Source organism: Sunxiuqinia rutila, assembly GCF_050589705.1.
GTDB lineage: Bacteria > Bacteroidota > Bacteroidia > Bacteroidales > Prolixibacteraceae > Sunxiuqinia > Sunxiuqinia rutila.
In genome coordinates this window covers 237,800-261,964 of sequence record NZ_JBNGOT010000007.1, presented here as the reverse complement: position 1 = coordinate 261,964, position 24,165 = coordinate 237,800, and the positions used below count along the sequence as shown (strand labels likewise).

Here is a 24,165-nt window from a genome sequence, read left to right as displayed (position 1 = left end):
TAAATGCTTTACCGGAATCCCCTTGTATCTAGCCTAGAAAGTTAAGCTACAGACTACAATCTTACAACATCGCTGAAACTTCAGAGCTCCACCATTGAGAAAAGCGATCTCTAAAAAAATCGAACAGAATGGGGTTGACTCTATTTTCAAACGGCTTCGGGCGTAAACTCTCAAAAACAAAATTTCATTGAACGAGAAATCAGGAAATGAACTCCGGTTCCTTTTGGGTATAAAAAAAGCCGGCAGGTCAGGATTCCCGACCTGCCGGCACAAACTTAACTGAATAAAATTCAGCAACTAAAACTAGCGGTAATCTTTTTCGGCTTCTTCTTCCAGATCTATAATCCGCTCACCCATACTAAATAAATGGATCGTGCTTAAATGTGTATAAGTTTTATTACCCGGATTGGAAATAATTCGAATACGGAAATAACGCGATTCATGATTTTTACCAAACGTGAGTGTTTTTTCATCATCAACCGGAGTTGTTGGCAGGTTTTCAGATGAAACCCATACGGTCTCCCATTCTATTCCATCTTCACTAACCTGCAAGTCAAACTGATCCGGACGACCTCCATTATCACCATTCTGCCTGAATGTATAATGCATTCCACCAAGCTTGGTTACTTCTGCAAAAGTAACCTGGATATAATGCGGAAGCGGGGCAACTCCCGAAGACCAAGCCGAATGCCAATAGGTATTGATGTTGCCATCCAACAGGTTTTTCTTGGGACCTTCACTGGATTCCTGTGTAAAGGTTTCAATCATGTCTTCCGTCAACTCCAACATGGTTGCATTTTCGATGTCATAAGTAATATCCAACGGACGACGAATAGGACGAACTGCATCTGTTGTTACAATATCTCCACCAATCACAGCTTCATTGAAAGTTTGTAGTTCAAACACGTATTCATTCTTATTTATCAAACCATCAATCAATACACTATCAGTATAAATACTGGAATTGGTATTGATTGTACGCCCATTTTTCTCATAACGGGTTTGTACATAGAAGTAGTTTGAATCAGTAGGGATAGTCCATGACACCAGTACCCCCCCAATCCTTGGTTCAACAGAAATCTCACTCACTTGTGAGGGGAGCTGGTAAGTTTTATCGTCTTCGTCATCATTGCATCCTGCAACAAAGGCCAGGAAAAATGAAGACAGGATAAATAATAATATCTTATTCATTGTCAAAAGCTTTTAAATTAATTAATACCCTGGATTTTGAACCAATTTTTCATTCTTGTCAATCTCAGATTGTGGTAAAGGCATCAGATAGAAAGCCGGTGAACGGAACTGACGTTGAAAAGGAACCGTTGTCACCCGGAAAAATTCATCGTCGGTCGCTCCCTGAATGTTCATCCCTTCAGCCTGAGTTCCCAAATGGGTCTCAGCAACCATCCAGCGTCTTAAATCCCAAAATCGTTGATTCTCCAAATAGAATTCGATTGTTCGTTCATCCCGAACAATGCGTCGCAGTGTAGCCCTGTTCGTTGCTCCACCAACTGCAGCCCATGCTTCATCTACCGATGGAACTCCGGCACGCTCTCTTACCAAGTCAAGGTATTGTTTGGCAATATTGAACTCCGCTCCACTTCCATATTCGATAAGTGCTTCGGCATACATCAGGTATAGATCGGCCAAACGAATTACCGGCCAGGGATATTGCTGAGAAGGCACTGTTAGTGAGGGTTGCTCCAGTTTGGGGTGAACACCCTTTTTATTTAAGTATCCGGTTGGCGAGTAGTTATTACTACGCCCCTGAATTCCACAGTTATCATTACGTCTGAACTGTGTTCTAATCTGTTCAACCACTTCTCCATCCACATCTCTAATCACCTCATAAAAACTGTTGTGATATGAAATCCACGCATTAAAACGAGGTTCCCTGTCCAGATTCAATTTCAAAGTTGTCCCGTTAGGTCCGGTTGCAATCGAATAACGGTTATCGTAGTCAAACTCCGGATCAACATCAATAGGCAAGCCGTTTTCGGTATAAAATGCTTCAACTATACTCAAAGTGGGTGCTACTCCATTCCAGGCACGCCCTTGAATGAAAGGTGTTGATTTATTCTGTAAATCATAGTATCCTTCCCGACGCGTATCAGCCCAGATGATTTCCTCGCTGTAACGATCAATAAACGTATAACGCAGGTTACGTTCGGCCTCGTCCAATGGATAAGAATCACCCAATGACTCATTATAAGTATACAACGCATGACCGTTTGCCTCAGCCAGCTGAATGGCTTCCTTGGCTGCATCTGCTGCCTTTTTCCATTTCTGAGGATCATAAACCGTGCTAATCAACTGGTTGTTTTCCTTATCGGTAAAATTTGTGTAAAAGCTGGTTTTATCTTCTCCACCACCGTTAAACAGAGGCGAGGCAGCCAGCAACAATGTACGGGCTTTCATTGCCTTAGCGGCAATGCTGGTTGCACGACCGTAAGCACTTGTTGCCGAATACCGCACTGGTAAATCAGCAGCTGCTTCATCAAGTGTGGTTACAATAAAATTAATCACTTCATCAAAATGGGCTCGCGAAGGAAAGTCTTCAAAAGCCATATTAATATCAGCTACTTCAGTTACAATAATGGTTGGCCCATAATTGCGCGCCAACAGGAAGTGATAATAAGCAATCAAAAATTTAGCTTCAGCCTTGTAAAGCGCTTTGTTTTGCTCAGACAGCCCAGGAGTTTGATCAACTCCATCAATCAGCAGGTAACATTGACGGATTCCTTTAAATAAGGTATTCCAATAAGAAATAACCGGGTTTGAAGCCGTAAAGTTCCCTTTGGGAAAATGCGCAAAGGTCTCATGTTCAAATGCGGTAACCACCTCATCAGCTGTCATAAAGTCAATAGAAGAGGTTCCGGATCGTGGATTGGGAATATAGCTGTAGCACGAGTACAGAAAGTTCTCGGCAGCATAGACATTCTTAAAAGCATCTGCTTCCGTCGGACGTTCATCCGGAACAACATCCAGATAGTCCGTACAGCCAGCCAAAGCTGTCACCCAAAGTAATGCTATCAATAATTTATACATTTTCTTCATAACTCGGTTTCTTTTTACAATGACATTTGAATACCAATATTAAATACACGCTGAGTCGGATATCTCAATCCATTTCCACCCCCCATTTCCGGATCCCATAAATCAAATTCAGAAAAGGTAAGCAAGTTCATTCCACTCAGGTAAACACGTACAAACTTATGAGTGTAGCCAACTTCCAGATTCTTGAGTTTCAGGAATGCGCCATTTCGCAACCAGTAAGAAGAATTGGCCGTATTGTTGGGATGATCCAACTTACTCAAACGAGGATAAGACGCATATACATTTTGATCTTCAATGCTCCAGTAGTCTTCAGCAATAAAATCCAAGACGTTGCGAATGCTGCTCGTACCGAACGGATGAAACCCGTTAATAAAGAATGAAGTACGGGCCACTCCCTGAAAGTAGAACGAGAAATCCAGTTTTTTATATTGGAATGACGGACCAAAACCATAAACAATTTCCGGAACAGTGGGATGCCCCATCGCCACACGGTCATCACTGTTTATAAGGTTCAGATCATCTATATCCGCTGTGATATCAGTATACTTAATATCTCCAGGTAAAACCGTCCCTCCCAACTGCTGTGTCGGACTGTTGGCGATTTCAGCCTCATCGATAAACAAGCGTTCAGCGACATACCCCCACAAGGTATTAACAGGATGTCCGACTCTGGATAGATTTGGGTATTGGCTAAAAGCAGGCTCATCACGTTCCAACACCTTATTACGCGCATAAGTGAATGTACCTTTTAGCTGCATGGAGAAGTCCGATGAAAATTTATGGTTGACATCCAATGACATATCAAACCCCTTATTCTCAACCTTACCTAGGTTTCCATAGATATTTGTTCCATCAGTTCCAAATGATGTTGGGATAACTTGGCGGGACAGAAAAATTCCATCACGCACTTCCCGATAGAAATCGGCAACCACATTAATTTTATCAAACAAGCGGAAATCAGCCCCTAAGTTAACTTTTTCACCAACCTCCCACGAAATATTACTGTTTTCATACCGATTATACACCGGGCCACTGCGTCCATAGTTCTGATCAATACCTGTTGTATAGCCCGCGCCGGTTAGATTAATATCAGACAAATAAACAAAACGCTCACCTCCAATTTGGTCATTCCCTACTTTTCCCCATGATGCCCGCAATTTCAGCCAGGAGACCACGTTACTTAAAGGCTCCCAAAACTTTTCATTACTCACCACATAACCAACAGCTGCGGAAGGAAAGAATCCAAAGCGTTTTCCTTTGGCAAAGTTTTCACTTCCATTGTATCCGAAGTTAACTTCAAACAGGTACCGGTCATCATAACCATACGTAGCACGCCCGGCAATACCCTGTGTACGTTGTGGTAATGAGGCAATTAGCCCGTCAGGATTATTGACCATGTATTCATCCTGTGTGTAAAGTAACATCCCGGATACGTTATGCGTGTTAAACGTACGATCGTACTGGAACTGTGTTTGAAAATACAACGAACGGTCTCCAGACGTACCAGTGCTGGTTCCCAGGGTAGGAGACTGCACATTTCCTACCATTTCAAAGTCGTAGTCATAACCGCCCTCATCATTTTCACGAATATTGGAGACTGCATACTGGTTTATTCCTCCAGAACGATTAACCGTTGTATTACTCCAGTTTTTGAATGAAGCCATCGCTCTAAATGTCAACCCCTTGGTTACAAAATCCAGTTTTTGTTCTCCGTCAAGGGTTGCAATAACCGTGCTTTGAAAACCATCGGCATATCCTTTTACCATTTCGGCAAAGGGGTTGCGGTACCCATCATTAAATCGTCCTCCTGACTTACCTCCAAAAGCAATGTGGTCGAGCACACCATCATTTCCAAAGGAAGAAGGAATCATCCGTTCGGGCCACATAATCGGAAAGTCAACCGGGTTTGCTTCCATGGTTAAGCCAAAAACATCCTGAGCGCCAATGGCTGGACCATGATAATCGCGTAATTGCGTATTTAAGCGAAGGGAAACGCGTGAAGTTGGAGTCAGATAAGCATTAATATTGTTCTGAAAGGTGTATCGCTTCACCTTCACATTATTGTCATAGGAGTTGATATCGAACTTTTTCAGAATACCGTTATCCATATTGGCCGAAACGTTCATGAAATAGTCCATTTTCTTTCCACCACCTAGCAGACTGACGTTGGCACTCTGGTTCATGGTATAGTCTTTAAACAGTTCGCTATACCAATCAACATTGGGGAAAAGATAAGGATCAATCCCTTGGCGTGTCCCATCAATTTTACTTTGCAAGTAGGGCACATCACCTGTTCCTCGTCCAATAACAGCTTCATTGTACATTTCCATAAACTTGGCCCCATCAGCAAACTGAGGAACAGACGTAGGAGCAGAAATGGAGTTTTCAACCCGGACATTTACTTTTACTTTATCCAGGTCCTTCCCACTTTTGGTCGTTACAATCATCACCCCGTTAGCACCACGCGTACCATACAAAGCCGTTGCAGTAGCATCTTTAAGAATTGAAAAGCTTTCAATAACTTCAGGGGGCAGGGAATTCAAATCTCCAGAAGAAACTTCCACCCCATCCACAATAATCAAAGGGTTGGTAGCGCCACTAAAGGTTGAAATACCACGAATATAAAAGTTGGCACCATCAGCACCGGGTTCGCCAGTACGCTGAAAGGCAATAACCCCGGCTAGCTTACCTGCAAATGAAGTCGAAATATTACTGGAGGGAACTTTCAGTACATCGGGTTCAATTGACTGAACCGAACCAACAATACTTACCTTACGCTGGGTTCCATACCCAACAACAGTTACCTCATCCAAGCCAAGGGTCTCTTCACGCAATGATATATTAATGACCGACTGACTAGTAATAGGTACTTCCTGTGCTTCCATTCCCACAAACGAGAATACAACAAGATCTCCTTTTGATACATCCAATGAATAATTCCCGTCAGCATCTGTAATAGTTCCCGTAGTGGTTCCTTTTATGGAGATACTTACCCCTGGAATCGGTGCCCCTTCGGTGTCTGTTACCACTCCTTTAATAGTTCTCGATTGTTGTTGGACTACCTTCCTATTAACTTGATGAATGACTACTTGATTTCCACGAATGGTATATCCCAGCTTATTTCCACTCAACAAATAGTCCATCACTTCCTGAATGGAGGCATCCTTTACTTTCAAATCAACCAAGGTATTTCCATCCACGTCTTCTGACTTATACAAAACCTTGTAATCGGAGGATTCACGAATCAGCTTAAAGACCTCATTCAGCGCCACATCCTGCACATTGATTGTTAATCGCTGTGCTTGAGAAAACCCCTCACTGGCAGTTGCCAGAAAGATGTTGGCTAATAAAATAAAAATTGTCAATTTCATAAATACAAACCATTTTGGCCACCGCGAAATATCGCAGCAGGCATGGCTGAAACATTTTTTTTTCATAAATTAGGACATTGAATTTTTACTTAACTTAATTTTTGCCTCCTTGATCGGAAGCATAGTTATTCTGCGAAGCATGTTGGCGCATGCTTCGCTTGTTTTAAATGGGATGCCTAGTCCCTACATTTTACTCGTCTCGATAGGCTGATAAATAAATTGTTTGTGTGTTTTGATTATAGTTATAGTCATATGGGGTCAATATTTTAATTGCCTCAAGGATATCAACAATCGTTTCATTTTTGAAATCGCCATTAAGCTTTAACGACCTCAAAGCCTCATCATTAAAAACAATATCAACATTGTAATGTCTTTCCAGTATCTTTGCAATAAGATCAAAGCGCACATCACGAAATGAGAGTGTTCCATTCATCCAAAGTGGTCGTTCTGAAACATCGAACTTGTTGACTTCAATGGTATTTTTTGCTTTATTGAACAAGGCTTTCCGGTAGGGAGTAAGAGTACACTTTCCAACCATGCCTCCGGTCGTACTGAAGTAACGCACATCTACTCCTCCCTCAACCAACATGACTTCTTCATTCCAGTCAGCTGTATAACTTCGCAGATTAAAACTGGTTCCTGTAACCTGAACCAGGCTTCGAGGAGTCTCTACAATAAAAGGTTTTCCGTTATTCTTTCTAATTTCAAAGTAAGCCTCACCATCAATCATCACTCTTCGGGTAGTTTCGGAAAATTCATTCGGGTACTCAAATGTCGAAGCAGGAGCCAATGTTACCTTGCTGCTATCGGGCAAAAGAATAGTTCGATGCTCCCCCCTTCCCAATACCACCTTATTCCATTCAAGCGAAGAAGCAGGAGTTAGTTGCCACCATAAAATACCTCCAAGGGATAATAGTACGACAACAACTGCCGCAACTCTTGAAACCATTCTGAAGAGTAAACGTTGCCTTATTTTTCTTTGAGTCTGAATAAAGTTAGCATCCAACCAGCTTTGGCTTGCCTTACTTCCAAAGACCAAGTACATTCCATAGAGTTTTCTTCGAGCATCTGCCCGATCTTCCGGCGACTTTCTCAGCCGCTCTAAGAATTTGTCATCAATTTGACTGTTTTCTCTTCCTATTATAAAGCCATCAAGCAACTTCTGAAACATATTCATGTTATATCTTTCTATGTAGTACATAAACGACAAAACATGATGTCACCCTAACTGAAAAGTAATTTTTTTTGCTAATTTTGTAACGTCCAGCGCTTAACACTCTACATATCAAAAGGTTAATGCCGTGTTTTTTTTCACACCAAAGTATATAAAAGAAAAAAACACTATCCGAGCAATTAACCGGAATTATTCTTCTAATTATTAATATTTTAAAGCGAAGGATATACTTTTTACCGATGTATTAAATAAAAAAAGGGAAAGGAGATTAGTTATCAACAAAGCAATTACATCCGACGAATTTAGAAAGGTATTTGACCGGTACTTTGCGGAACTTTGCCATTTCGCCTTTAGCTTTGTTCAAGACTTTGACCAAAGTCAGGATCTTGTTCAGGATACCTTTATGAATTACTGGCAGATCAGGGAGCAGTTTAACTCTACCAAAGCAACAAAAGTATGGCTGTACAAAGTAGTTCGAAATAAATGTCTTGATGTTCTGAAAACGGAAAAGAAAAAAGGAGCACGTTATTTAACGCTTGAGCTATTAACCGTGGAAGCCCCACCAAACCTGAGTGATTTGGAAATTGAGGAGATTCAGCAAAAAATCAATCTGGCATTTAAGAAAATGCCAGAGCTGACTTTAAAGATATTCATGATGAGCCGTCACAATGAGAAAACCTATGCTGAAATTGCTAATGAATTGGATATTTCGGTAAAAACAGTTGAGTACCATATCTCCAAAGCATTAACGATTATGCGTGTCCACCTGAAAGATTACCTTTATCTGCTTCCTCTTTACTTGTACCTATAACAAATCGAAGTTTTATACAATAAACAATAGTCCCCAATTCTTAAGGAATTACGAAAATTTCCCATCTGTATGTCCGGAATCCAAGAGAAAATGAGCATTTGCCATCTCTCCAAAAAAAAGATTTTGGAAATATGAGCCCATAAACGCCCCTTAGAAAACCAGTCGGCAAGCCACTCCATATCATCACTATTGGATCTCACAACCATCGTTAGCTCATTCATCTTCTTCCTTGAGACTTTTTCTACAACACTTTCATTCAGTCCTGAAACGATGCTAATGATTGTAGCTCCCGATTTAATTACCTTTAAGGAGCAATCGATATAATCTCCACCAATAGTATCGAGGACGAAATCAATATCATTCACTTCTTGTTCAAATGGCTTTGTCTGGTAATCAACATGCTCGTTGGCTTTGAGCGACAACACCAATTCGCAGTTCTGAAGTCCACGCGATAAATACTGATTTATTCAATTTGTATTCAAACCTCATCATCCTTAACAACAGGAAGCGAACATGTTTTCATCAGCAAATTATCCGGACTATTAAAACATTCAATCTCATAGTATTGGCATTACGAATTATCTGAACCACGTTACTTGTCATAACATCTGAACACTGTAACCTATAATTTTATTCAATGAATCAAAAACTATCCTTTCTCCTAAAAAAAAATCGTTACCCTTTCATTCAAAAAGATAACGATTCTATTCAATATTCAAGTCCTGATTCAAATCGAATTCCCCTCAAAAACAGATGATTCCTGAAGAGGAATCAGGTTTCCTTCAAATGACAAATTGCCTCGTCTTAATCCGGTAAGTAATGCCGTGGCTCTTCCGGATGCACTGATCGAGAAATTAACATCATACAAACCAATATTGGTCATTACGTTCACGGTCAATCGGAATGATTTCCTCTTCTCATTGGTTTTCAATTCCCAGTTGGTAATCCTTCCTTTAGCCGTTACCCCTCCAAGCCCATTCGGGCCAAAGCTGTGGTTCGATCCTATCTGAATAACAGCTTCGGTACTATCAATGGCAATGAAGTTAATGATGGAACTTACGAACACTCGATTGCCATAGCGATCTTGCAGGAAATCAGCTTCAAGCACAAAATCACGGCTTTCGAGCAAAGCCTGGGTTTGCAGAAACTGTTGTTCCAGTTCCAGTTGGCGCTTTTCCTTTTTGCTAGGGGCTGAGCTTTCAGATTCCTGCTGCGCCCATACTCCTGGCGAAACCATAAGTATCAACAAAATTACAACTAGCTTTTTCATCTTACCCTCCTTATCCTTTTATGTGTAAGCACTATACAAGTTTTATTCCAAAAATATAGAATGTCGCCAGCTGTTAACACAATTTAACCTCATTTCCATTCCAGAATAGGAACAGACATGACCTTACGATATAACTCCCAAAAACAAAAATAGCCTGGCATTTCAACTACCAGGCTATCTATCTTCTATTTCGGGAGGCTTTCCCAAAAATGTATTTTATCGACTAATAAGCAGGTCAGGATGTTTTGTTCGTCCCGTTGAAGTACAAGAAAACATAACCCGCTACACCAGCAATCAGCGAACCAAGCAAAATCCCGACCTTGGAAGAATCGGTCAAAATCGGATCAGCAAAAGCCAGGTTTGAGATAAAGATGGACATGGTAAATCCAACTCCAGCCAGCATGGCAACGCCTAAAATATTCTTCAGGTTCACGCCATCAGGGAAATCAACCAGCTTCATTTTTTGTCCGAGAAGAGCAAACAAGCTTACGCCCACTGTTTTGCCAACCACCAAACCAACGACGATGGAAGTAATCAGTGCCACATCCAACTGCACATCCGTTCCAATTGAAATTCCGGCATTGGCCAAAGCAAAAACAGGAATAATAAAATAAGCCACCCAGCCATGCAGACTGTGTTCAAGGTGCTGCAAAGGCGATTGTACCTTTTCTGTCAGGTCTTCCAGCTCATCCATTTGTTCAATCTGCTGATTGGTTAAAATTGGTGTAGAAGTTGACTTCGACAGTTTCAATCCTTCCAATATTCCTTTCAGTTTGCTGGTGTAGTTGGGCACATCAATTCGTTGACGAATAGGAATGGTAAAGGCCATTAGTACACCCGCAATGGTTGGATGAACACCCGATTTCAGGAACAGAACCCAAACCACAACGCCCACTGCAAAGAACAGGTATTTGGAATAGAATTTCAGCGAAGATAAAATAAAGAGCAGAGCCAGTAAGCCAAAGGCATATAAGAGTAATGACCATTGCATGCCGGCCGTATAGAAAATGGCAATAGCTATAACTGCTCCCAAATCATCAATAATTGCAAAGGCAGTCAGAAACACCTTCAGGCTGACAGGTACCCGTTTCCCGAGCACATTCAGAATGGCCAGCGAAAACGCAATATCAGTGGCCATCGGGATTCCCCATCCTTGCGCTGTTTCAGGGTTTTTATTAAGAAAAAGAAACAAGGCCACCGGCACAATCATCCCCCCTATCGCTCCAAAGAAAGGGAAAGCAGCTTTTTTAACTGAATTCAGTTCTCCAATCAATAATTCACGCTTGATTTCCAGACCAATCAGAAAAAAGAAAATGGCCATCAACCCGTCATTCACCCATAGGATCAGGGGTTTATTCAAACTAAAATGTTCGGAAGTAAACCCCAGCTTGTAGTCCCAAAGCGACTCGTACAGGTGGGCTAGCGGTGAATTGGCCCAAACTAACGCTAAAATGGTAGCCGTTAATAAGAGAATCCCGCTAAAACTCTCAATTTTAACAAACTTCTGAAAAGGTGTTATTATTTTCTGAATCATGAATGAAGAATTTGTGCCAACGTTTCAAGCCTGTTCAATCGTCAGCGTTATACAAAATTGGTGAAAACAAAATCGCCAAACCGCAAACAAAACTTTTCACGGTGACCAGTCAGAATCACTTATGATGAATTATCGCTATAAACATATCAAAGAAATCGGGAAAAAGTTCACAAAAACATTCCGAAATAACGTCGATTTAATACTGAAATGATGATGCTATTCACTTCTTTTATTCAAGAAAACAATTTCGGAGTTTCTGCATCTTCGTTCTGCACACCTGGTCAAATCTGAGAATACTCCAACGGAATCAAAAATTTCTTATTGACCACACTAACAGTATGCACATACTCCGCTTTTTGGCTCATGACCTTCCACTCCGGACTGCCAACAAATTTTTTCCAGTTGGCATCGCGTTCTTTCATATTTTCGAACCAAAGCATATACATCAAAGCCGGCATTTGCGGCCCGGCAAGAATTTCACCAAAGAATGTGGCATGCAAGCCAACCTGCTCAAACAGGGCCAGTTCTTCCTGATTAAACATCTTAATCTTACGCTGCCCCGCTTCTTCGTTATTACTCTCGTAAGTCCGTAATTCAAATAATCCGCGTGCCTGATCAGGCTGACGCAACTGAGGGATGGCATCAAATGCCTCCATCAAATAAGTCTCGAAACGACTGTAAGTGCCATACTCCGCAGTTTCGTCAAAATATTCTTTTGCTTGTTTTAAGAAAGTTTCATTTTTCCAGACCGCTTTCTTCACTCGGGAGTATTCAGCCATGGAAGGATATACCATCAAGTAATAACCCGTCGGCGGATCAGTCTTACCATACTCGCCAAAAGCCCCCACTTTCACGCCATTTTCATTCAACACCGGCATCAAAGCTTCCTGGTAAAAGCGACCGACCTTATTGTGCTGTCCGCTATTTTTAAAATGATACACGCGCCATTCGTAAATTTCCTTTTCTGAAGGTGGTGCGACTACATTCGCTGCAAGCTGTCCGCTTACGGTAGCTCCGGCCAATACGGCCGAGCCTTTCAGGAAGTTTCGTCTTTTCATTCGTTTTTTGGTTTAGAGGTTAACGACTTGAAGATACAAAACCACCCGGAATAATCCGCAATAACTCAATCATCTTCTGCAGCTTACTCAAAAGCCCCCATTCCGAAAAGCGCAAAATCATATTTCACCGGATCATGCGGATCAAACGCTCGCAGTTTTTCGGTCAATTCCAGCACTGCTTTCCAGTCATCCTGCTTGCGAGTGAGCAAACCGAGTTGGCGTGCCTGACGCCCCGTGTGGACATCCAGCGGCAAAAGCAAAGCCGACATCGGAATCTGCTTCCATAAGCCAAAATCCACCCCACAGTCGTCCTGACGCACCATCCAGCGCAGATACATATTCAGCCGCTTGGCTGAAGCTCCTTTATCAATATTGGAAACATGTTTTTGCGAGCGCGCTTCAAAAGGCACTTCAAAAAACACCTGCCTAAAATAACGCAAGGCCGATGCCATCGACTGATCTGTTTGGTAACCCTTGGTAAAAACAGCCTCCAAGCCTTCATGCTTCCTGTAAATATTTTGAAGTGAACGCAAAAAGAACAGGCAGTCGACCCCATTGAACGTGCGGTGCTTAAAGTCTAGAAAGTGGCCCCAATCCTGTTCCTCAGTATGCATTAAAAATTCGTAGGGTTTTTGATCCATCATGGCCATCAGTTTAAAGGCATTTTTGATGATGGTTGGCCGTTGGCCCCAGGCAATAGTAGCAGCGAGAAATCCGGCAATTTCGATATTCTCTTTCTGCGCAAACTGGCGGGGAATCTGAATGGGATCAGAAGCTATAAAATCCGGGTGATTGTATTGACTGGCCTTTTCATCCAGCAGTTGGCGCAATTCTTCGTATGTTTCCATGTTCCTTTGTTAATCCAATTGTGCAAAGGCTCTTCTCGCATCGGAAAACGCCTTGTGCAACATCAAAACTACATAACAAGAAATACGAGGAGCTGTTCAATCCCGCCCGAACAATGGAAATACTAACTTCTACTCTTCAATCCAGCCATCGCGCATACGAATAATTTTATCCGATTGGCGCGCAAAGTCTTCATCGTGCGTAACGATTACCAGCGTTTGATTAAACTGGTCGCGAAGTGTAAAAAATAAATCGTGTAAATCTTCCCGGTTTTTGGAGTCCAGATTACCTGATGGCTCATCAGCTAACACAACTGCCGGATCATTGATCAATGCCCGGGCCACCGCTACGCGCTGGCGTTCGCCACCAGACAGTTCCGAAGGTTTATGAGTCATTCGGTCTTTCAGCCCCAAAAAATGAAGCAGTTCCTCCGCTTTGGCTTCAGCCTCTTTTTTCGATTTTTTAGCAATGAAAGCCGGAATGCAGACATTCTCCAAGGCATTGAACTCGGGCAACAGGTAATGAAACTGAAACACGAAACCAATTTCCCGATTACGAAAGGCAGCCAAACGTTTTTCATCCATCGTAAAAACAGCTTGCTCGCGAATAGCCAACTCGCCCGAGTCCGGCTTACTTAGCGTACCCATAATCTGCAACAGGGTGGTTTTTCCGGCCCCACTAGGACCAACAATGCTGTAAAGTTTTCCTTGCGGAATATGCAAATCAATGCCTTTAAGCACCTGAAGCTTACCAAAGGACTTGGTTATATTTTGAACCTCAATCAAACGAAATAGTTTTTAATGAGCTTTAAAGATAATTAAAGTAAGATGATTTCGCGAGCCAAATAGAAGACATATAAGCCCAACAGCACTGCGCCGGTTACCCAGTCAATTTTCCATCGCTTAAGCAGCAGCAATAAGGCAAAGCCCACCACCGATGCAAAAAGAATAAATGAAGACTCCAGCAGATTCTGTCCTCCGGCATTGATTGTTCCTCCATAAAGCAGCATCGCCACCAAAAACGGGAACCCCAGTCCGACCAGAATATCAAAAATATTGGATCCTATGGCGTTGCTGACCGCCATATCCCCACGCCCTTGTTTGGCCACAATAAGTGACGAAATTAAATCGGGCACCGAAGTTCCAACAGCTAAAATGGTCAATCCAATAATGGCTTCCGGAATGTTCAGAACATGAGCCATATGAATGGCCGACTCGACCAACACCCAGCTTAAACCAGCAATCAGAACAATAGACATGAAGAAAACGAGGTAGTACCTCTCCGCTTTCGGAAAGAAAAGCCCCAAGGCTTTGTCAACCACATTGGCAGACTCTGCTTCATCCTCAGCCTCTGTAGTCTCATCGGCTGTATATTCATGATCTTTATACGGAAATATCTTTCGCCAGCGAACAACGGCCACCACGTAAATGACATAAACAATCAGGAAAGCAACCGCATTCCACATGCTAAAGCTGCCATCAAAAATGCCCCACAACAAAAGAGCAACGGCAATCAGGTAGAACATGATATCACGAACAACGGGCTGCCAGGTTAGTACCGTTTTACGCACCAAGGCCACCATGCCGATTATCCCTAGTAGGTTAAACAGGGCGCTTCCTACAATGCTTCCGATTCCAATAGCCTCGTGATTTCCTTTTTTCAGAACAGCAAAAAGCGCTACAAACAGCTCGGGGGCACTGGAGCCAACAGCCATAAGGGTAGCTCCGGCTGCATCAGACGATAACTTCAAATCGCTGGAAATACGATCCAGCGAGACAACAAAAAACTTGTCAACAATGCGTGCCAGTAAAACAAAACAAAGCAGCATTGCCAAACTGTATAAAAGAGTTGGCATGATTTTTCGTTAAAGGGTTCCGTCCTTTAATTTTTCGTCGTTCGTTTCAGGAAGGTCAGCATTCGTCTCCTCGCTTGTTACGGAGGCTTTTTCAACTTCATCAACAAGCTTGTTCGTTTTTTCTGCGGTTTGCGCTGAAATTGATTCAACTTCATGCGATAGTTTAGATGTTTCTTCTTTCATCCGTGAAGAAACCTGGTCGATATCCTGACCAATTTTTTGAGTTTCGCTTTTTACCGTTGACCGAATATCATCGATATCCCGTTTGAAATCGCCGGTGTTATCTTCAAATTCGCGCTTAATTTCGTTGGTTGCTTTCTTAAATTCACGCATTCCCTTTCCCAGGGTTTTGGCAATATCCGGAATAGCTTTTGAACCAAAAAACAAAAGCGCGAGCATCATCACCAATACAATTTCACCACCACTAATAAACAGCATATGCAGGGTCATTTTTTCAAAATTTTCAACAAATATACAAACAAGTTCAGTACATCGGTAACCGAAGTGACTTTTCGCTTTAAAAAAAAGAGCCCTGACTAAACCAGTCAGGGCTCCCTTCTAAAACGCTGTTAATTATTTTCTTTTGGCAGCAATTTTAACCGCTCTTTTTTGGGTATCGTACGAAATCGGTGTTGCAATGAACAACGAAGAATAAGTACCAATCACCACCCCTACCAGCAAGGCAAAGGTGAAGCCCTGGATGGATGTACCTCCAAACAGGAAGATGGCCAGCAATACCACGAATGTACTCAATGACGTACTGAAGGTACGACGTAAGGTTGAGTTCATGGCATCATCCACGTTTTCTTCGCGGTTCCGTTTTGGATGTAATCCAATGTACTCACGAATACGGTCAAAGACTACCACAGTATCGTTAATCGAATATCCTAATACGGTCAAAATCGCCGCAATAAAGGCCTGATCAATTTCCAGTGAGAATGGCAACAATCCATAGAATACGGAGAAGATTCCCAATACAATAATGGTATCATGCGCCAGTGCAGCTACTGCTCCCAGTCCGTACTGCCAGTTGCGGAAACGAATAAGGATGTAGAGGAAGATGATAATCAACGAGAAAGAGATGGCAATCAACGCATCGTTCTTAATATCATCGGAGATGGTTGGTCCTACTTTTTGAGAACTCATCCGGTGATCATCGATGAAGGTATCCATATCCATTTGCTCAATGAAACCACCGTCTTGCAAACCTTTCAGCAACAGTTGTTCTACTTCGTTATCCACATCATCGGTCAAATCATCAATCTTATATTCCGTGGTGACTTTTACCTGGTTGTCTCCACCAAATGTTTTCACCTCAGGAGCTTCTCCGTAAACTGCTGTCAGGGCTTTACCCACATCAGCCACTTTCACATCCTCGTCAAAGCGCACTACGTAGGTACGTCCCCCTTTGAAGTCGATACCATAGTTAAACCCACGTACAACGAAGGAAAAAATAGAGATAACAATCAAGGTTCCCGAAACGATATAAGCAATCTTCCGTTTTTCCAGGAATTTGATATCGGAATGTCTCAACCATTTGTCCGTCATTTTTGAGGTGAAGGTAATTTTGGCATCCTTACCCAGCTGACGTTCGAAAACCAAGCGTGTCAAGAAAATCGCAGAGAACAAGGAAGTGAAGATACCCACAATCAAGGTTGTCGCAAATCCTTTAATCGGACCAGAACCGAACATGTAAAGCACGATACCAGTCAACAACGTGGTAACCTGACCATCGATAATCGCAGAATAGGCGTTTTTATAACCATCGGCAATCGCCAGTTTCAAGCCTTTACCGGCACGGCGCTCTTCCTGAATACGTTCAAAAATCAGCACGTTGGCATCCACCGACATACCGATCGTCAATACAATACCGGCAATACCAGGCAGAGTTAAAACAGCTCCCAAGGAAGCCAGTACACCAATCACAAAGAATAAGTTGGCCAGCAACGCCATGTTGGCAGTCAAACCAGCCTTTTTACTGTAGAAGAAGAACATATAGGCCAATACCAAAACGAAGGCAATGAAGAATGACCACATACCACTGCTAATGGCTTCTTGTCCCAGTGAAGGTCCAACAATTTCTTCCTGAAGGATACGGGCAGGTGCCGGCATTTTACCTGATTTCAGGATGTTTGCCAAGTCTTTCGCCTCTTCAACTGATTCCAGTCCGGAAATGCTTGAACGTCCTCCGGTAATCTCTCCGTTTACATTGGGGAATGAACGCACATAGTTATCCAAAACAATGGCAATTGATTTGCCTACATTTTCTTTCGTCAAACGAGCCCAGATCTTAGCACCTTCCGAGTTCATGGTCATGCTTACTTCCGGGCGGCTGCCAAATTGTTCGTAATCCTGACGGGCATCTACAATCACATCGCCTTCCAGTGGAGCACGGCCATCACGGCTGGTAACTTTAATTGCAATCAGACGGAAATAGTTTCCACCTTCATCAACGGCTTTTGAAGTCCACTTAAACTGCAGGCTTCGTGGAATAATTGATTTTACCTGAGGCATGTTCAGGTAAGTATTTACTGTAGAAGTATCTTTGGCATGCGCTGTACCAACAACAGGCCCGGGGAACAATTGTCCGTCAGCAGTTGTGCTTGGCGTTAACACGGCAAACAAAGGGAAATTCTTTCTGATATCAGCCATATTATCCATGGCAGTTGAGTCAGCAACTTCTGTTTCCAACTCTTCCAGCAAGCTGCCATCTTCGCTTGTTGCGTCATCCGCTGTTTGATCAGCTTCTGTTTGCGCAGCCTCTTCAGTTTTGGCACCTGCAGCTTCCAACGATTGAATCTCTTTCAACTGCTGGTTGATTTGCATCATATAAGGATACACTTCGCTGTTATCCCAAGTTTCCCAGAATTCCAGGTTCGCTGTTCCTTGTAACAGTTTACGTACCCGCTCCGGATTGTCAACTCCTGGTAGTTCAACCAAAATACGACCGCGTGTTTGCAATGGCTGCACATTGGGCTGCGCTACACCAAAACGGTCAATACGAGTCCGGATAATGTTGAATGAGTTTTCAATGGCTGCATCCGTTTCCTGACGAATAACCTGCAACACATCGGCGTTGCTTGAGTTGTACTTCACTTTATCTTTCAGCTCCAGGGTGTTGAAGATGGCTGCCAAACGCGCGTTTGGATCAATCTCTTCAAAAGCACGTCCGAAAAGCGTTACGAAATCGTCCTGGCTGTCGCGCTGCAATTCCTGTGCACGCTTGAGGGCTGCATTAAATGTTTCGTCGGCGCTGTAGTTTGACAGAGATTTGATCAAGTCAACCACTGAAACTTCCAGCGTTACGTTCATACCACCTTTCAGGTCAAGACCCAGGTTCATTTCCAGGGCTTTCACTTCTTTGTAGGTATAACTACGCAGACCTAAGAGGTTATAAACTTCCTCACCGGCAATGGAGTCCAGGTAATTCCGTTCTTTTGTTTTATCGCCCTGAGCGTACTCCTGGGCATGGCGTTCAACCTGCTTCGCTTTAAATGTAAAGGTGAGCTGGTAAACGCAAACCAAAGCCAGTAGAATGGCAAAAGTTCTGATTAATCCTTTGTTTTGCATTTGTCTAAAATTTAGATTGTATGTGTTTATTTATTTTCTTGAATGAAGTCAACCATACAGCCGACAAGGACTTAGGATAAGCCCTTTAAACGAATTAATATTCGAATAAAATCTTAAGCAAGAGGAGGATTGTCATCCGAGCTGGCGTGATGACAAATCATGAATTCCAGAAAATGAATCCGGGCACTTTGCGGCAAGCGTTCGTTCAACGACTCAGCCTTAAGCACATGGTACGCTTTCTGGTTGTGGTAGGCCGACAGGAAACGATCCTGGCCCTTGGAGAATAATATTTTTGAAATCAATCGGTCGGAACCGGTGCGCATTTTAAAACTGCTCAACGGGTTACAATAGGCCACCTGAGACTGGTCAAACAGGTGTTCCGAAGTATCCTGCGTTTGGCTGGCTACCTGCTCCGGAAGCTGATCGTGGCACAAGTCAAACACCACCGCACCGGCAACAAGCGCCATAAGCACCACCAAGCGCAGCATGATTTTTTTGGATATGTGTGTTCTTCTTTTCACCAGATTTTATTCAACTGGTCGCAAATATATTCATTTTTGGGAAATATCGATGGAAAACATGCACGTATTTTACAACAGTTCCGGTCATTTCCGAGGCCTTGAAAATGAAATTGTTTCGTACTTGTAGTCTATCACGCAGTGATACTTTTTCAACAAATCGCTTCCCAACAGACCACAAATCCGGATATCGCGGTATTTCCGGTAAATTTCATTGACATGGTCCAGGTTGATCAGCGCCACTTTCTGTTCTTTGATTTTGAGTTTCCCGAAAGCCACCGGCCCCAATTGCCCCACAGCTGTTTCTACCATGCCTTCGCTGATTCCGGCACTCTGGTATTCTTCATCCGAAGTCGGCTCAATCAAGCTAAAATACTGCTCCAACTGCCGGTCAAACACGGTTTTTGACGCGCCACTATCCACAATCCAATAGCCTTTTTCTCCATCTTCAAAGGTTCCCTGCACCAACATGTGGTAGTTTTGGTGCTCCAACTCAATCAACTCAACAGGTATTTTTGCCATATATAAAAAAAGTGCCCCTGCACATGCAGAGGCACTAAATATAGTATAATAAAATCCGATTTACTACAGTTCAAGCAAAGCATTCACATTGCTTACACCTTCGGCGCTGGAAGCCAATTTGGCTTTTTCTGCGTCAGAAAGCTCAATCTCAACGATTTTCTCAATACCGTTTTTACCCAGGATACATGGAACACCCAAAGAGATGTCGTTCAATCCGTACTCACCTTCCAACAAAGCTGAACAAGGGAACATCTTTTTAGAATCCAAAGCGATGGCTTTTACCAATTCAGAAACAGCAGCACCTGGAGCGTACCATGCACTTGTTCCCAGCAATTTGGTTAAAGTAGCACCACCAACTTTAGTTGCTTCAACAACTTCAGCCATTTTTTCTTCTGTCAGGAATTCTGAAACAGGAACGCTGTTGCGTACGGCTTTCTCAATCAATGGAACCATGCCTGTATCAGAGTGACCACCGATAACCATACCTTCAACATCAGATTGTGGGCAATCCAACGCTTCAGCTAAACGGAATTTGAAACGAGCGCTATCCAAAGCTCCACCCATACCGATGATCCGGTTTTTAGGAAGACCAGTTGCTTTGTGCGCCAGGTAAGCCATTGTATCCATTGGATTACTTACCACAATCAGGATCACGTTTGGAGAATATTTGATCAAATTTTCTGAAACGGTTTTAACGATTCCGGCGTTGATTCCGATCAATTCTTCACGAGTCATTCCTGGTTTACGTGGAATTCCACTTGTAATCACAGCTACATCGCTACCAGCAGTTTTTGAATAATCGTTTGTCGTTCCGGTAATGGTTGAGTCGAAACCATTCAACGATGCTGTTTGCATCAAGTCCATGGCTTTCCCTTCGGCAAAACCTTCTTTGATGTCAACCAAGACAATCTCGTCCGCGAAATCTTTAATGGCGATATATTCAGCACAACTAGCACCTACAGCACCTGCACCAACAACTGTTACTTTCATAATTTTTTCTTTTTTATTTTATAAAAAATTTAACGTTGACAAAGATAAAATGTATTTTCAAATAGCCTAAAAATATTGATTCGGGTTAACAATTTAATAACTGATTGATAAACCGTTTCAATCTTACGACCTGCACATAATCTCTGAAAAACGGCTGGTTAAAAGCGGCATCATATGATCCTGATCCGGCCTCCTTTATTCCGGCTACAAATGAACCTTTAGCAAAGCCTTATTTTTCGTTTCTTTTTTTATCCGGACCTTCCTGCTTGCTGTCAAATTGTAAGTTCATCCGAACAAAAAAAGGTTGCTTCATTCAGCAAGGCTTTCGCTCATCAATGCTCCTCTCAAAAGAGGCATAAAACCCAGAGATGGGGTCTTATTTTAAATACATAAAACCCGATTAGGGCATTCCACTTAACAAGGTTCCAATTGCCTCATGAATTTCACTTACTGTGAAGTTACAATGTCCATATCGATCCAACACCGGCACAGGAATAAATAAGGGGTTTGCACCAACCTTCGTTGCATATTCTCCCTGATGACTAAACAAGGAGACATGGTCGAATTCAGTATGCATGGATAATAGCGGAGTATACAACAGACCTGTTGTTTCATAGTTTGCGATTTCCTCTTTAGCCCGCTCCCAGTTTGGACGACAGATACGATCCACCGTCAAGTTCAGCTTGCGATCGTTATCCGATCCCTCGTATTGAACGGGTGGGTATTTATTATTATACGGATTTCCTCCCAGCCTCATGATGGCATCATTGGTAGCCATGATGGGGAATCGCAACACTTCAACCAATGAACGAATGACATCTTCCGGCGCCTGGGTTGCCATGTTCACAGGAATACCGGCACAGGCAATAAACTGCCTGATTTTATTTCCTCCATTATACCTGTAATCGTTTTGAAGAACCTCAGCAATAGCCCTAGGCAACTCACCTGCTTCCCAGGCGTACATGGTATTTTTTGAAACTCCCCGTGGGCTTCCAATGTTGATGCCGCTCACGCTTGGCCCAAAGAAATACTTAAACAACACATGCGCATGACCATAATACTGTAGCTGATCATAGAAATTACCAATAGGACAGCAAGTGGCGATTGCGGCATCAAACAATCCGGGGTTCTGCTCAGTGGTTAGTACCGTAATTAACCCACCTTCAGAAACACCGGCCAATAGCATTGCAGCTGGTTCGTCGTATTCAGACTGCTCAAAAAAAGTCGTCAGCAAACTGCGTAGCTGCAAAATATCCTCAACAGCATCGAGCACAACCAAGCCATTGGCCCGGTAGCTTGTTGAAGCATAACCTACAGGCAATGTTTGCCCCATATAATCGATGCCATTAAGAAGAATGTCCTTTATTTCAACCCCATCTATTTTATCGGCAGGCAGCGCTACCGGCTTTGTCACATCAACATAGCCATGCGCATACACAATTAGAATTTTAAGAGGCAGCGCATTCCAGCTTTCCGGAAGAACAATTTCATAGGCTGCACCATCCGGCAGGGTACCCTCGCTGTCAATCTCGGTGATATGAGCATCTTTCAGCGCTAAGTTCAACTCTTCTTCAGCTTCCATAAAATTTCCTTGACAGCCCAAAAGGAATACTGACGTTAATAAGATGAGGAAAACGGGCTGCAATCTTCCCTTTTTAAAAAATGAAGTTTTCATGGCTTTTTATTTTATCAGGTAATAATCCTATACGCATTAGAGAAGCGATTGTTGGTTAAATCACCCGAATCAAGGAAGTTGAGCTCCTTCTCTATTCCGTTCAAAATTAAAACCAGGCCCCTTTACTTCTCTCAACCGATCGCTAACAAACCAGAAACCGCTTCACACCAAACAAAAGGGGCTTGAAACTTCTACGCTTCAAACCCCATTTACTAAAAACCAACCCGCTGTGAAGTTGATTTAGTTTCCTCCCCGGTATCTTTTTTGTTGTCCGCCAACGCCATTTTGGGGATTGCCTTCACAATCTTCGGAATTATACTGAGCCCGGTTGTTGTTACCATTTCGGTTGGCATATCCATAGCCCAAGGCACAATTCCCGTTCTGCGAACCTCTTTCCATGGCTCCCTCAACAATTTCATTGAAGTAATCATCGGACAAGAGCAAAGGCTGATAGTAAACATCGTTTTGAGCCAGCACCCGGGTAAACGCACGCAAATGGTTGCGGGATCCCCTCAGCAGGTTCTCATAAACCAGCTGAATATCGGCATTGCTTGTTGCCTCCAACCGCTCTTCCAGGTCCAGGATATCCAACTCTTCAACATAAGCCCCCACTTTCAAGGCCTCTACCAAAGAAACTTCTCCCGATGTTTTCAGGTCTTCATACAATTTCTGAATGTCGGCATTGGCAAAAACGCCAACTTCATCCGGCGTGCTGTCTTCAATTCCAAACAGGTCAAACAACCTCAGTACTGCAGCAACATGTGTAGACTCGCTGCGAGAGATATTTCCAAAGATTCGCCAATCGTACAAACCATAAAAAGCTTGATACAAGTCTCCTGCAAGTTTTTCCTCCTCACGCATCCAGATCAGCCCGGCCAATTCTTCTTCCGACAATTCTGTTTCCTCACCTGCCAAAACAGCGTTCAACTGAGTGAGTTTAACAGAGGTGCTTCCATCCGCAGCAACTGATAGCAGAGACGCACTCTTCAGTTCTGCTCCCGTCATTTCATTTTCAGTACATGCTCCCAGAACACCAACCATTATCGCGATGATATAAGCTATTTTCTTCATGGCTTCCATTCGTTAATGATTACCAATTGCTATTCCGGCCACTTCGTCCCTGACCTCTTCCAACAGCCTGGCAATTGCCTCCGCCTTTGCCTTTAAAGTTCCCCTGGCCGTTTCCACGTCTATTTCCGCGCACGCCATTGCATGGCCGGTTTCCGCCATTGCGATTTGCCTGAAACTGACGTTTTCCATTTCCCTGCAAAGCCAGGTATTCCTGCTTCTGTCCTTCATCCAACACGTTCAGCACCTGGGTGCGGTGTGTTCCTTTCGCTTTTTGCATCTTTTCGTACACCTGCTGCTTTTCTTCCAGGCTTGAAGTACTTCTCCGTTCTTTTCTGAAAGCTTCCATCTGAGTCTGATAAGTCTGCTCCAACTCCCCAATCTGCTTTTGCTGATCTGCCGTCAGGTTGCTGATTCCATTCAAACATGGGAGATTTTTACCAGACTGTGTTTGTCCGCTTACACTGGTTGCCATGGCCATCGCCAAAACCAATCCTACTAAATAGTTCATTCGTTTCATCTTGATTACTTTTTAATTGTTCCGGTCCGAAAATTCCCCAGCAACTCTCCGTTTCTGATTACACCTTTCCATTCGTACAACCGGCTGTTGCGCGTATTTTCTTATCCGACATGGATTGTTGTTTTCAATTGCTCATTCGGGAATTGGTCGGGCGCCTAAGATTTCTTCCCCTCCATCAGCAATTGGTTATTTACTGTTTTTACCAATAGGACACCGCTTGCCTGAAAAACTTGCGCAGGGGCATGCTTTTTTTCAGAAAATATTTAAAAGCCGTTTAATGCTTGAGTTTCCGATTAGAAATAATGGAGGAGAGAATTATACCCTAGCTC

The 24,165-nt window shown here is 42.9% G+C and carries 20 protein-coding genes; 1 reads left to right on the top strand and 19 read right to left on the bottom strand.

Annotated features, from left to right (window positions below; translation table 11 throughout):
• Positions 1-303: 303 nt before the first annotated feature.
• The 4 genes from ACRD6K_RS11205 to ACRD6K_RS11190 all read right to left on the bottom strand — a co-directional run bounded on the left by ACRD6K_RS11205 (position 304) and on the right by ACRD6K_RS11190 (position 7,602).
• Positions 304-1,191, bottom strand: coding sequence for a discoidin domain-containing protein (locus ACRD6K_RS11205; protein WP_430973327.1), 888 nt, complete (start codon positions 1,189-1,191; stop codon positions 304-306).
• A 21-nt stretch (positions 1,192-1,212) separates the two neighbouring features.
• A complete protein-coding gene (locus ACRD6K_RS11200; RefSeq protein ID WP_430973326.1) occupies positions 1,213-3,054 on the bottom strand; it encodes a RagB/SusD family nutrient uptake outer membrane protein in 1,842 nt (613 codons plus the stop codon).
• A 14-nt stretch (positions 3,055-3,068) separates the two neighbouring features.
• Positions 3,069-6,425 (bottom strand): TonB-dependent receptor, encoded by a 3,357-nt coding sequence (locus ACRD6K_RS11195; RefSeq protein ID WP_430973325.1) that lies wholly within the window; start codon positions 6,423-6,425, stop codon positions 3,069-3,071.
• Positions 6,426-6,615: 190 nt separating this feature from the next.
• Positions 6,616-7,602: a FecR family protein gene (locus ACRD6K_RS11190; protein WP_430973324.1), complete on the bottom strand. Its 987-nt coding sequence runs from the start codon at positions 7,600-7,602 to the stop codon at positions 6,616-6,618.
• A gap of 223 nt (positions 7,603-7,825) precedes the next feature.
• On the opposite strand from ACRD6K_RS11190, the gene ACRD6K_RS11185 reads away from it, so the two are divergent.
• The gene (locus tag ACRD6K_RS11185; protein WP_430973352.1) at positions 7,826-8,410 is read left to right on the top strand and encodes an RNA polymerase sigma-70 factor; all 585 of its coding nucleotides are present in this window, start codon (positions 7,826-7,828) and stop codon (positions 8,408-8,410) included.
• Here the strand turns inward: ACRD6K_RS11185 and ACRD6K_RS11180 are convergent.
• The 15 genes from ACRD6K_RS11180 to ACRD6K_RS11110 all read right to left on the bottom strand — a co-directional run bounded on the left by ACRD6K_RS11180 (position 8,395) and on the right by ACRD6K_RS11110 (position 23,836).
• Positions 8,395-8,835 (bottom strand): zinc-binding dehydrogenase, encoded by a 441-nt coding sequence (locus ACRD6K_RS11180; protein ID WP_430973323.1) that lies wholly within the window; start codon positions 8,833-8,835, stop codon positions 8,395-8,397. The genes ACRD6K_RS11185 and ACRD6K_RS11180 overlap by 16 nt on opposite strands.
• A 302-nt stretch (positions 8,836-9,137) precedes the next feature.
• Positions 9,138-9,680: a DUF4251 domain-containing protein gene (locus tag ACRD6K_RS11175; protein WP_430973322.1), complete on the bottom strand. Its 543-nt coding sequence runs from the start codon at positions 9,678-9,680 to the stop codon at positions 9,138-9,140.
• Positions 9,681-9,915: 235 nt separating this feature from the next.
• Entirely contained in the window at positions 9,916-11,214 is a 1,299-nt protein-coding gene (nhaA, locus tag ACRD6K_RS11170; protein WP_430973321.1) for a Na+/H+ antiporter NhaA, read from the bottom strand.
• 281 nt (positions 11,215-11,495) lie between these two features.
• Positions 11,496-12,272, bottom strand: coding sequence for an NIPSNAP family protein (locus ACRD6K_RS11165; RefSeq protein WP_430973320.1), 777 nt, complete (start codon positions 12,270-12,272; stop codon positions 11,496-11,498).
• An 83-nt stretch (positions 12,273-12,355) separates the two neighbouring features.
• Positions 12,356-13,120: a TIGR02757 family protein gene (locus ACRD6K_RS11160; RefSeq protein WP_430973319.1), complete on the bottom strand. Its 765-nt coding sequence runs from the start codon at positions 13,118-13,120 to the stop codon at positions 12,356-12,358.
• Between the two features lie 129 nt (positions 13,121-13,249).
• Complete coding sequence (locus ACRD6K_RS11155) at positions 13,250-13,903, bottom strand: ABC transporter ATP-binding protein (protein ID WP_299582360.1); 654 nt, start codon at positions 13,901-13,903, stop codon at positions 13,250-13,252.
• Between the two features lie 32 nt (positions 13,904-13,935).
• Positions 13,936-14,973 carry a calcium/sodium antiporter gene (locus ACRD6K_RS11150; RefSeq protein WP_299582363.1) on the bottom strand — a complete coding sequence of 346 codons (1,038 nt, stop codon included), beginning with the start codon at positions 14,971-14,973 and terminating at the stop codon, positions 13,936-13,938.
• 9 nt (positions 14,974-14,982) lie between these two features.
• Positions 14,983-15,423 carry a twin-arginine translocase TatA/TatE family subunit gene (locus tag ACRD6K_RS11145; protein WP_430973318.1) on the bottom strand — a complete coding sequence of 147 codons (441 nt, stop codon included), beginning with the start codon at positions 15,421-15,423 and terminating at the stop codon, positions 14,983-14,985.
• A 123-nt stretch (positions 15,424-15,546) separates the two neighbouring features.
• The gene (secDF, locus tag ACRD6K_RS11140; protein ID WP_299582369.1) at positions 15,547-18,543 is read right to left on the bottom strand and encodes a protein translocase subunit SecDF; all 2,997 of its coding nucleotides are present in this window, start codon (positions 18,541-18,543) and stop codon (positions 15,547-15,549) included.
• Positions 18,544-18,656: 113 nt separating this feature from the next.
• Complete coding sequence (locus ACRD6K_RS11135; protein WP_430973317.1) at positions 18,657-19,064, bottom strand: hypothetical protein; 408 nt, start codon at positions 19,062-19,064, stop codon at positions 18,657-18,659.
• 84 nt (positions 19,065-19,148) lie between these two features.
• On the bottom strand, positions 19,149-19,583 hold the full coding sequence (locus ACRD6K_RS11130; RefSeq protein ID WP_299582375.1) for an aspartyl protease family protein: 435 nt from the start codon (positions 19,581-19,583) through the stop codon (positions 19,149-19,151).
• 63 nt (positions 19,584-19,646) lie between these two features.
• Positions 19,647-20,573: a malate dehydrogenase gene (mdh, locus tag ACRD6K_RS11125; RefSeq protein ID WP_430973316.1), complete on the bottom strand. Its 927-nt coding sequence runs from the start codon at positions 20,571-20,573 to the stop codon at positions 19,647-19,649.
• Positions 20,574-20,973: 400 nt separating this feature from the next.
• Positions 20,974-22,248: a hypothetical protein gene (locus ACRD6K_RS11120; RefSeq protein WP_430973315.1), complete on the bottom strand. Its 1,275-nt coding sequence runs from the start codon at positions 22,246-22,248 to the stop codon at positions 20,974-20,976.
• Between the two features lie 240 nt (positions 22,249-22,488).
• A complete protein-coding gene (locus tag ACRD6K_RS11115) occupies positions 22,489-23,319 on the bottom strand; it encodes a DUF2202 domain-containing protein (protein WP_430973314.1) in 831 nt (276 codons plus the stop codon).
• A 19-nt stretch (positions 23,320-23,338) separates the two neighbouring features.
• Positions 23,339-23,836 carry a hypothetical protein gene (locus tag ACRD6K_RS11110; RefSeq protein WP_430973313.1) on the bottom strand — a complete coding sequence of 166 codons (498 nt, stop codon included), beginning with the start codon at positions 23,834-23,836 and terminating at the stop codon, positions 23,339-23,341.
• Between the last annotated feature and the right edge of the window lie 329 nt (positions 23,837-24,165).

Bases quoted from the DNA above. Each gene is read 5' to 3' on its own strand.
- ACRD6K_RS11200 (WP_430973326.1), bottom strand. From the start codon at position 3,054: ATGAAGAAAATGTATAAATTATTGATAGCATTACTTTGGGTGACAGCT.
- ACRD6K_RS11195 (WP_430973325.1), bottom strand. From the start codon at position 6,425: ATGAAATTGACAATTTTTATTTTATTAGCCAACATCTTTCTGGCAACT.
- ACRD6K_RS11165 (WP_430973320.1), bottom strand. From the start codon at position 12,272: ATGAAAAGACGAAACTTCCTGAAAGGCTCGGCCGTATTGGCCGGAGCT.
- secDF (WP_299582369.1), bottom strand. From the start codon at position 18,543: ATGCAAAACAAAGGATTAATCAGAACTTTTGCCATTCTACTGGCTTTG.
- ACRD6K_RS11150 (WP_299582363.1), bottom strand. From the start codon at position 14,973: ATGCCAACTCTTTTATACAGTTTGGCAATGCTGCTTTGTTTTGTTTTA.
- ACRD6K_RS11175 (WP_430973322.1), bottom strand. From the start codon at position 9,680: ATGAAAAAGCTAGTTGTAATTTTGTTGATACTTATGGTTTCGCCAGGA.
- ACRD6K_RS11120 (WP_430973315.1), bottom strand. From the start codon at position 22,248: ATGAAAACTTCATTTTTTAAAAAGGGAAGATTGCAGCCCGTTTTCCTC.
- ACRD6K_RS11190 (WP_430973324.1), bottom strand. From the start codon at position 7,602: ATGAATATGTTTCAGAAGTTGCTTGATGGCTTTATAATAGGAAGAGAA.
- ACRD6K_RS11145 (WP_430973318.1), bottom strand. From the start codon at position 15,423: ATGACCCTGCATATGCTGTTTATTAGTGGTGGTGAAATTGTATTGGTG.
- ACRD6K_RS11205 (WP_430973327.1), bottom strand. From the start codon at position 1,191: ATGAATAAGATATTATTATTTATCCTGTCTTCATTTTTCCTGGCCTTT.
- nhaA (WP_430973321.1), bottom strand. From the start codon at position 11,214: ATGATTCAGAAAATAATAACACCTTTTCAGAAGTTTGTTAAAATTGAG.
- ACRD6K_RS11160 (WP_430973319.1), bottom strand. From the start codon at position 13,120: ATGGAAACATACGAAGAATTGCGCCAACTGCTGGATGAAAAGGCCAGT.
- ACRD6K_RS11110 (WP_430973313.1), bottom strand. From the start codon at position 23,836: ATGAAACGAATGAACTATTTAGTAGGATTGGTTTTGGCGATGGCCATG.
- ACRD6K_RS11115 (WP_430973314.1), bottom strand. From the start codon at position 23,319: ATGAAGAAAATAGCTTATATCATCGCGATAATGGTTGGTGTTCTGGGA.
- mdh (WP_430973316.1), bottom strand. From the start codon at position 20,573: ATGAAAGTAACAGTTGTTGGTGCAGGTGCTGTAGGTGCTAGTTGTGCT.
- ACRD6K_RS11130 (WP_299582375.1), bottom strand. From the start codon at position 19,583: ATGGCAAAAATACCTGTTGAGTTGATTGAGTTGGAGCACCAAAACTAC.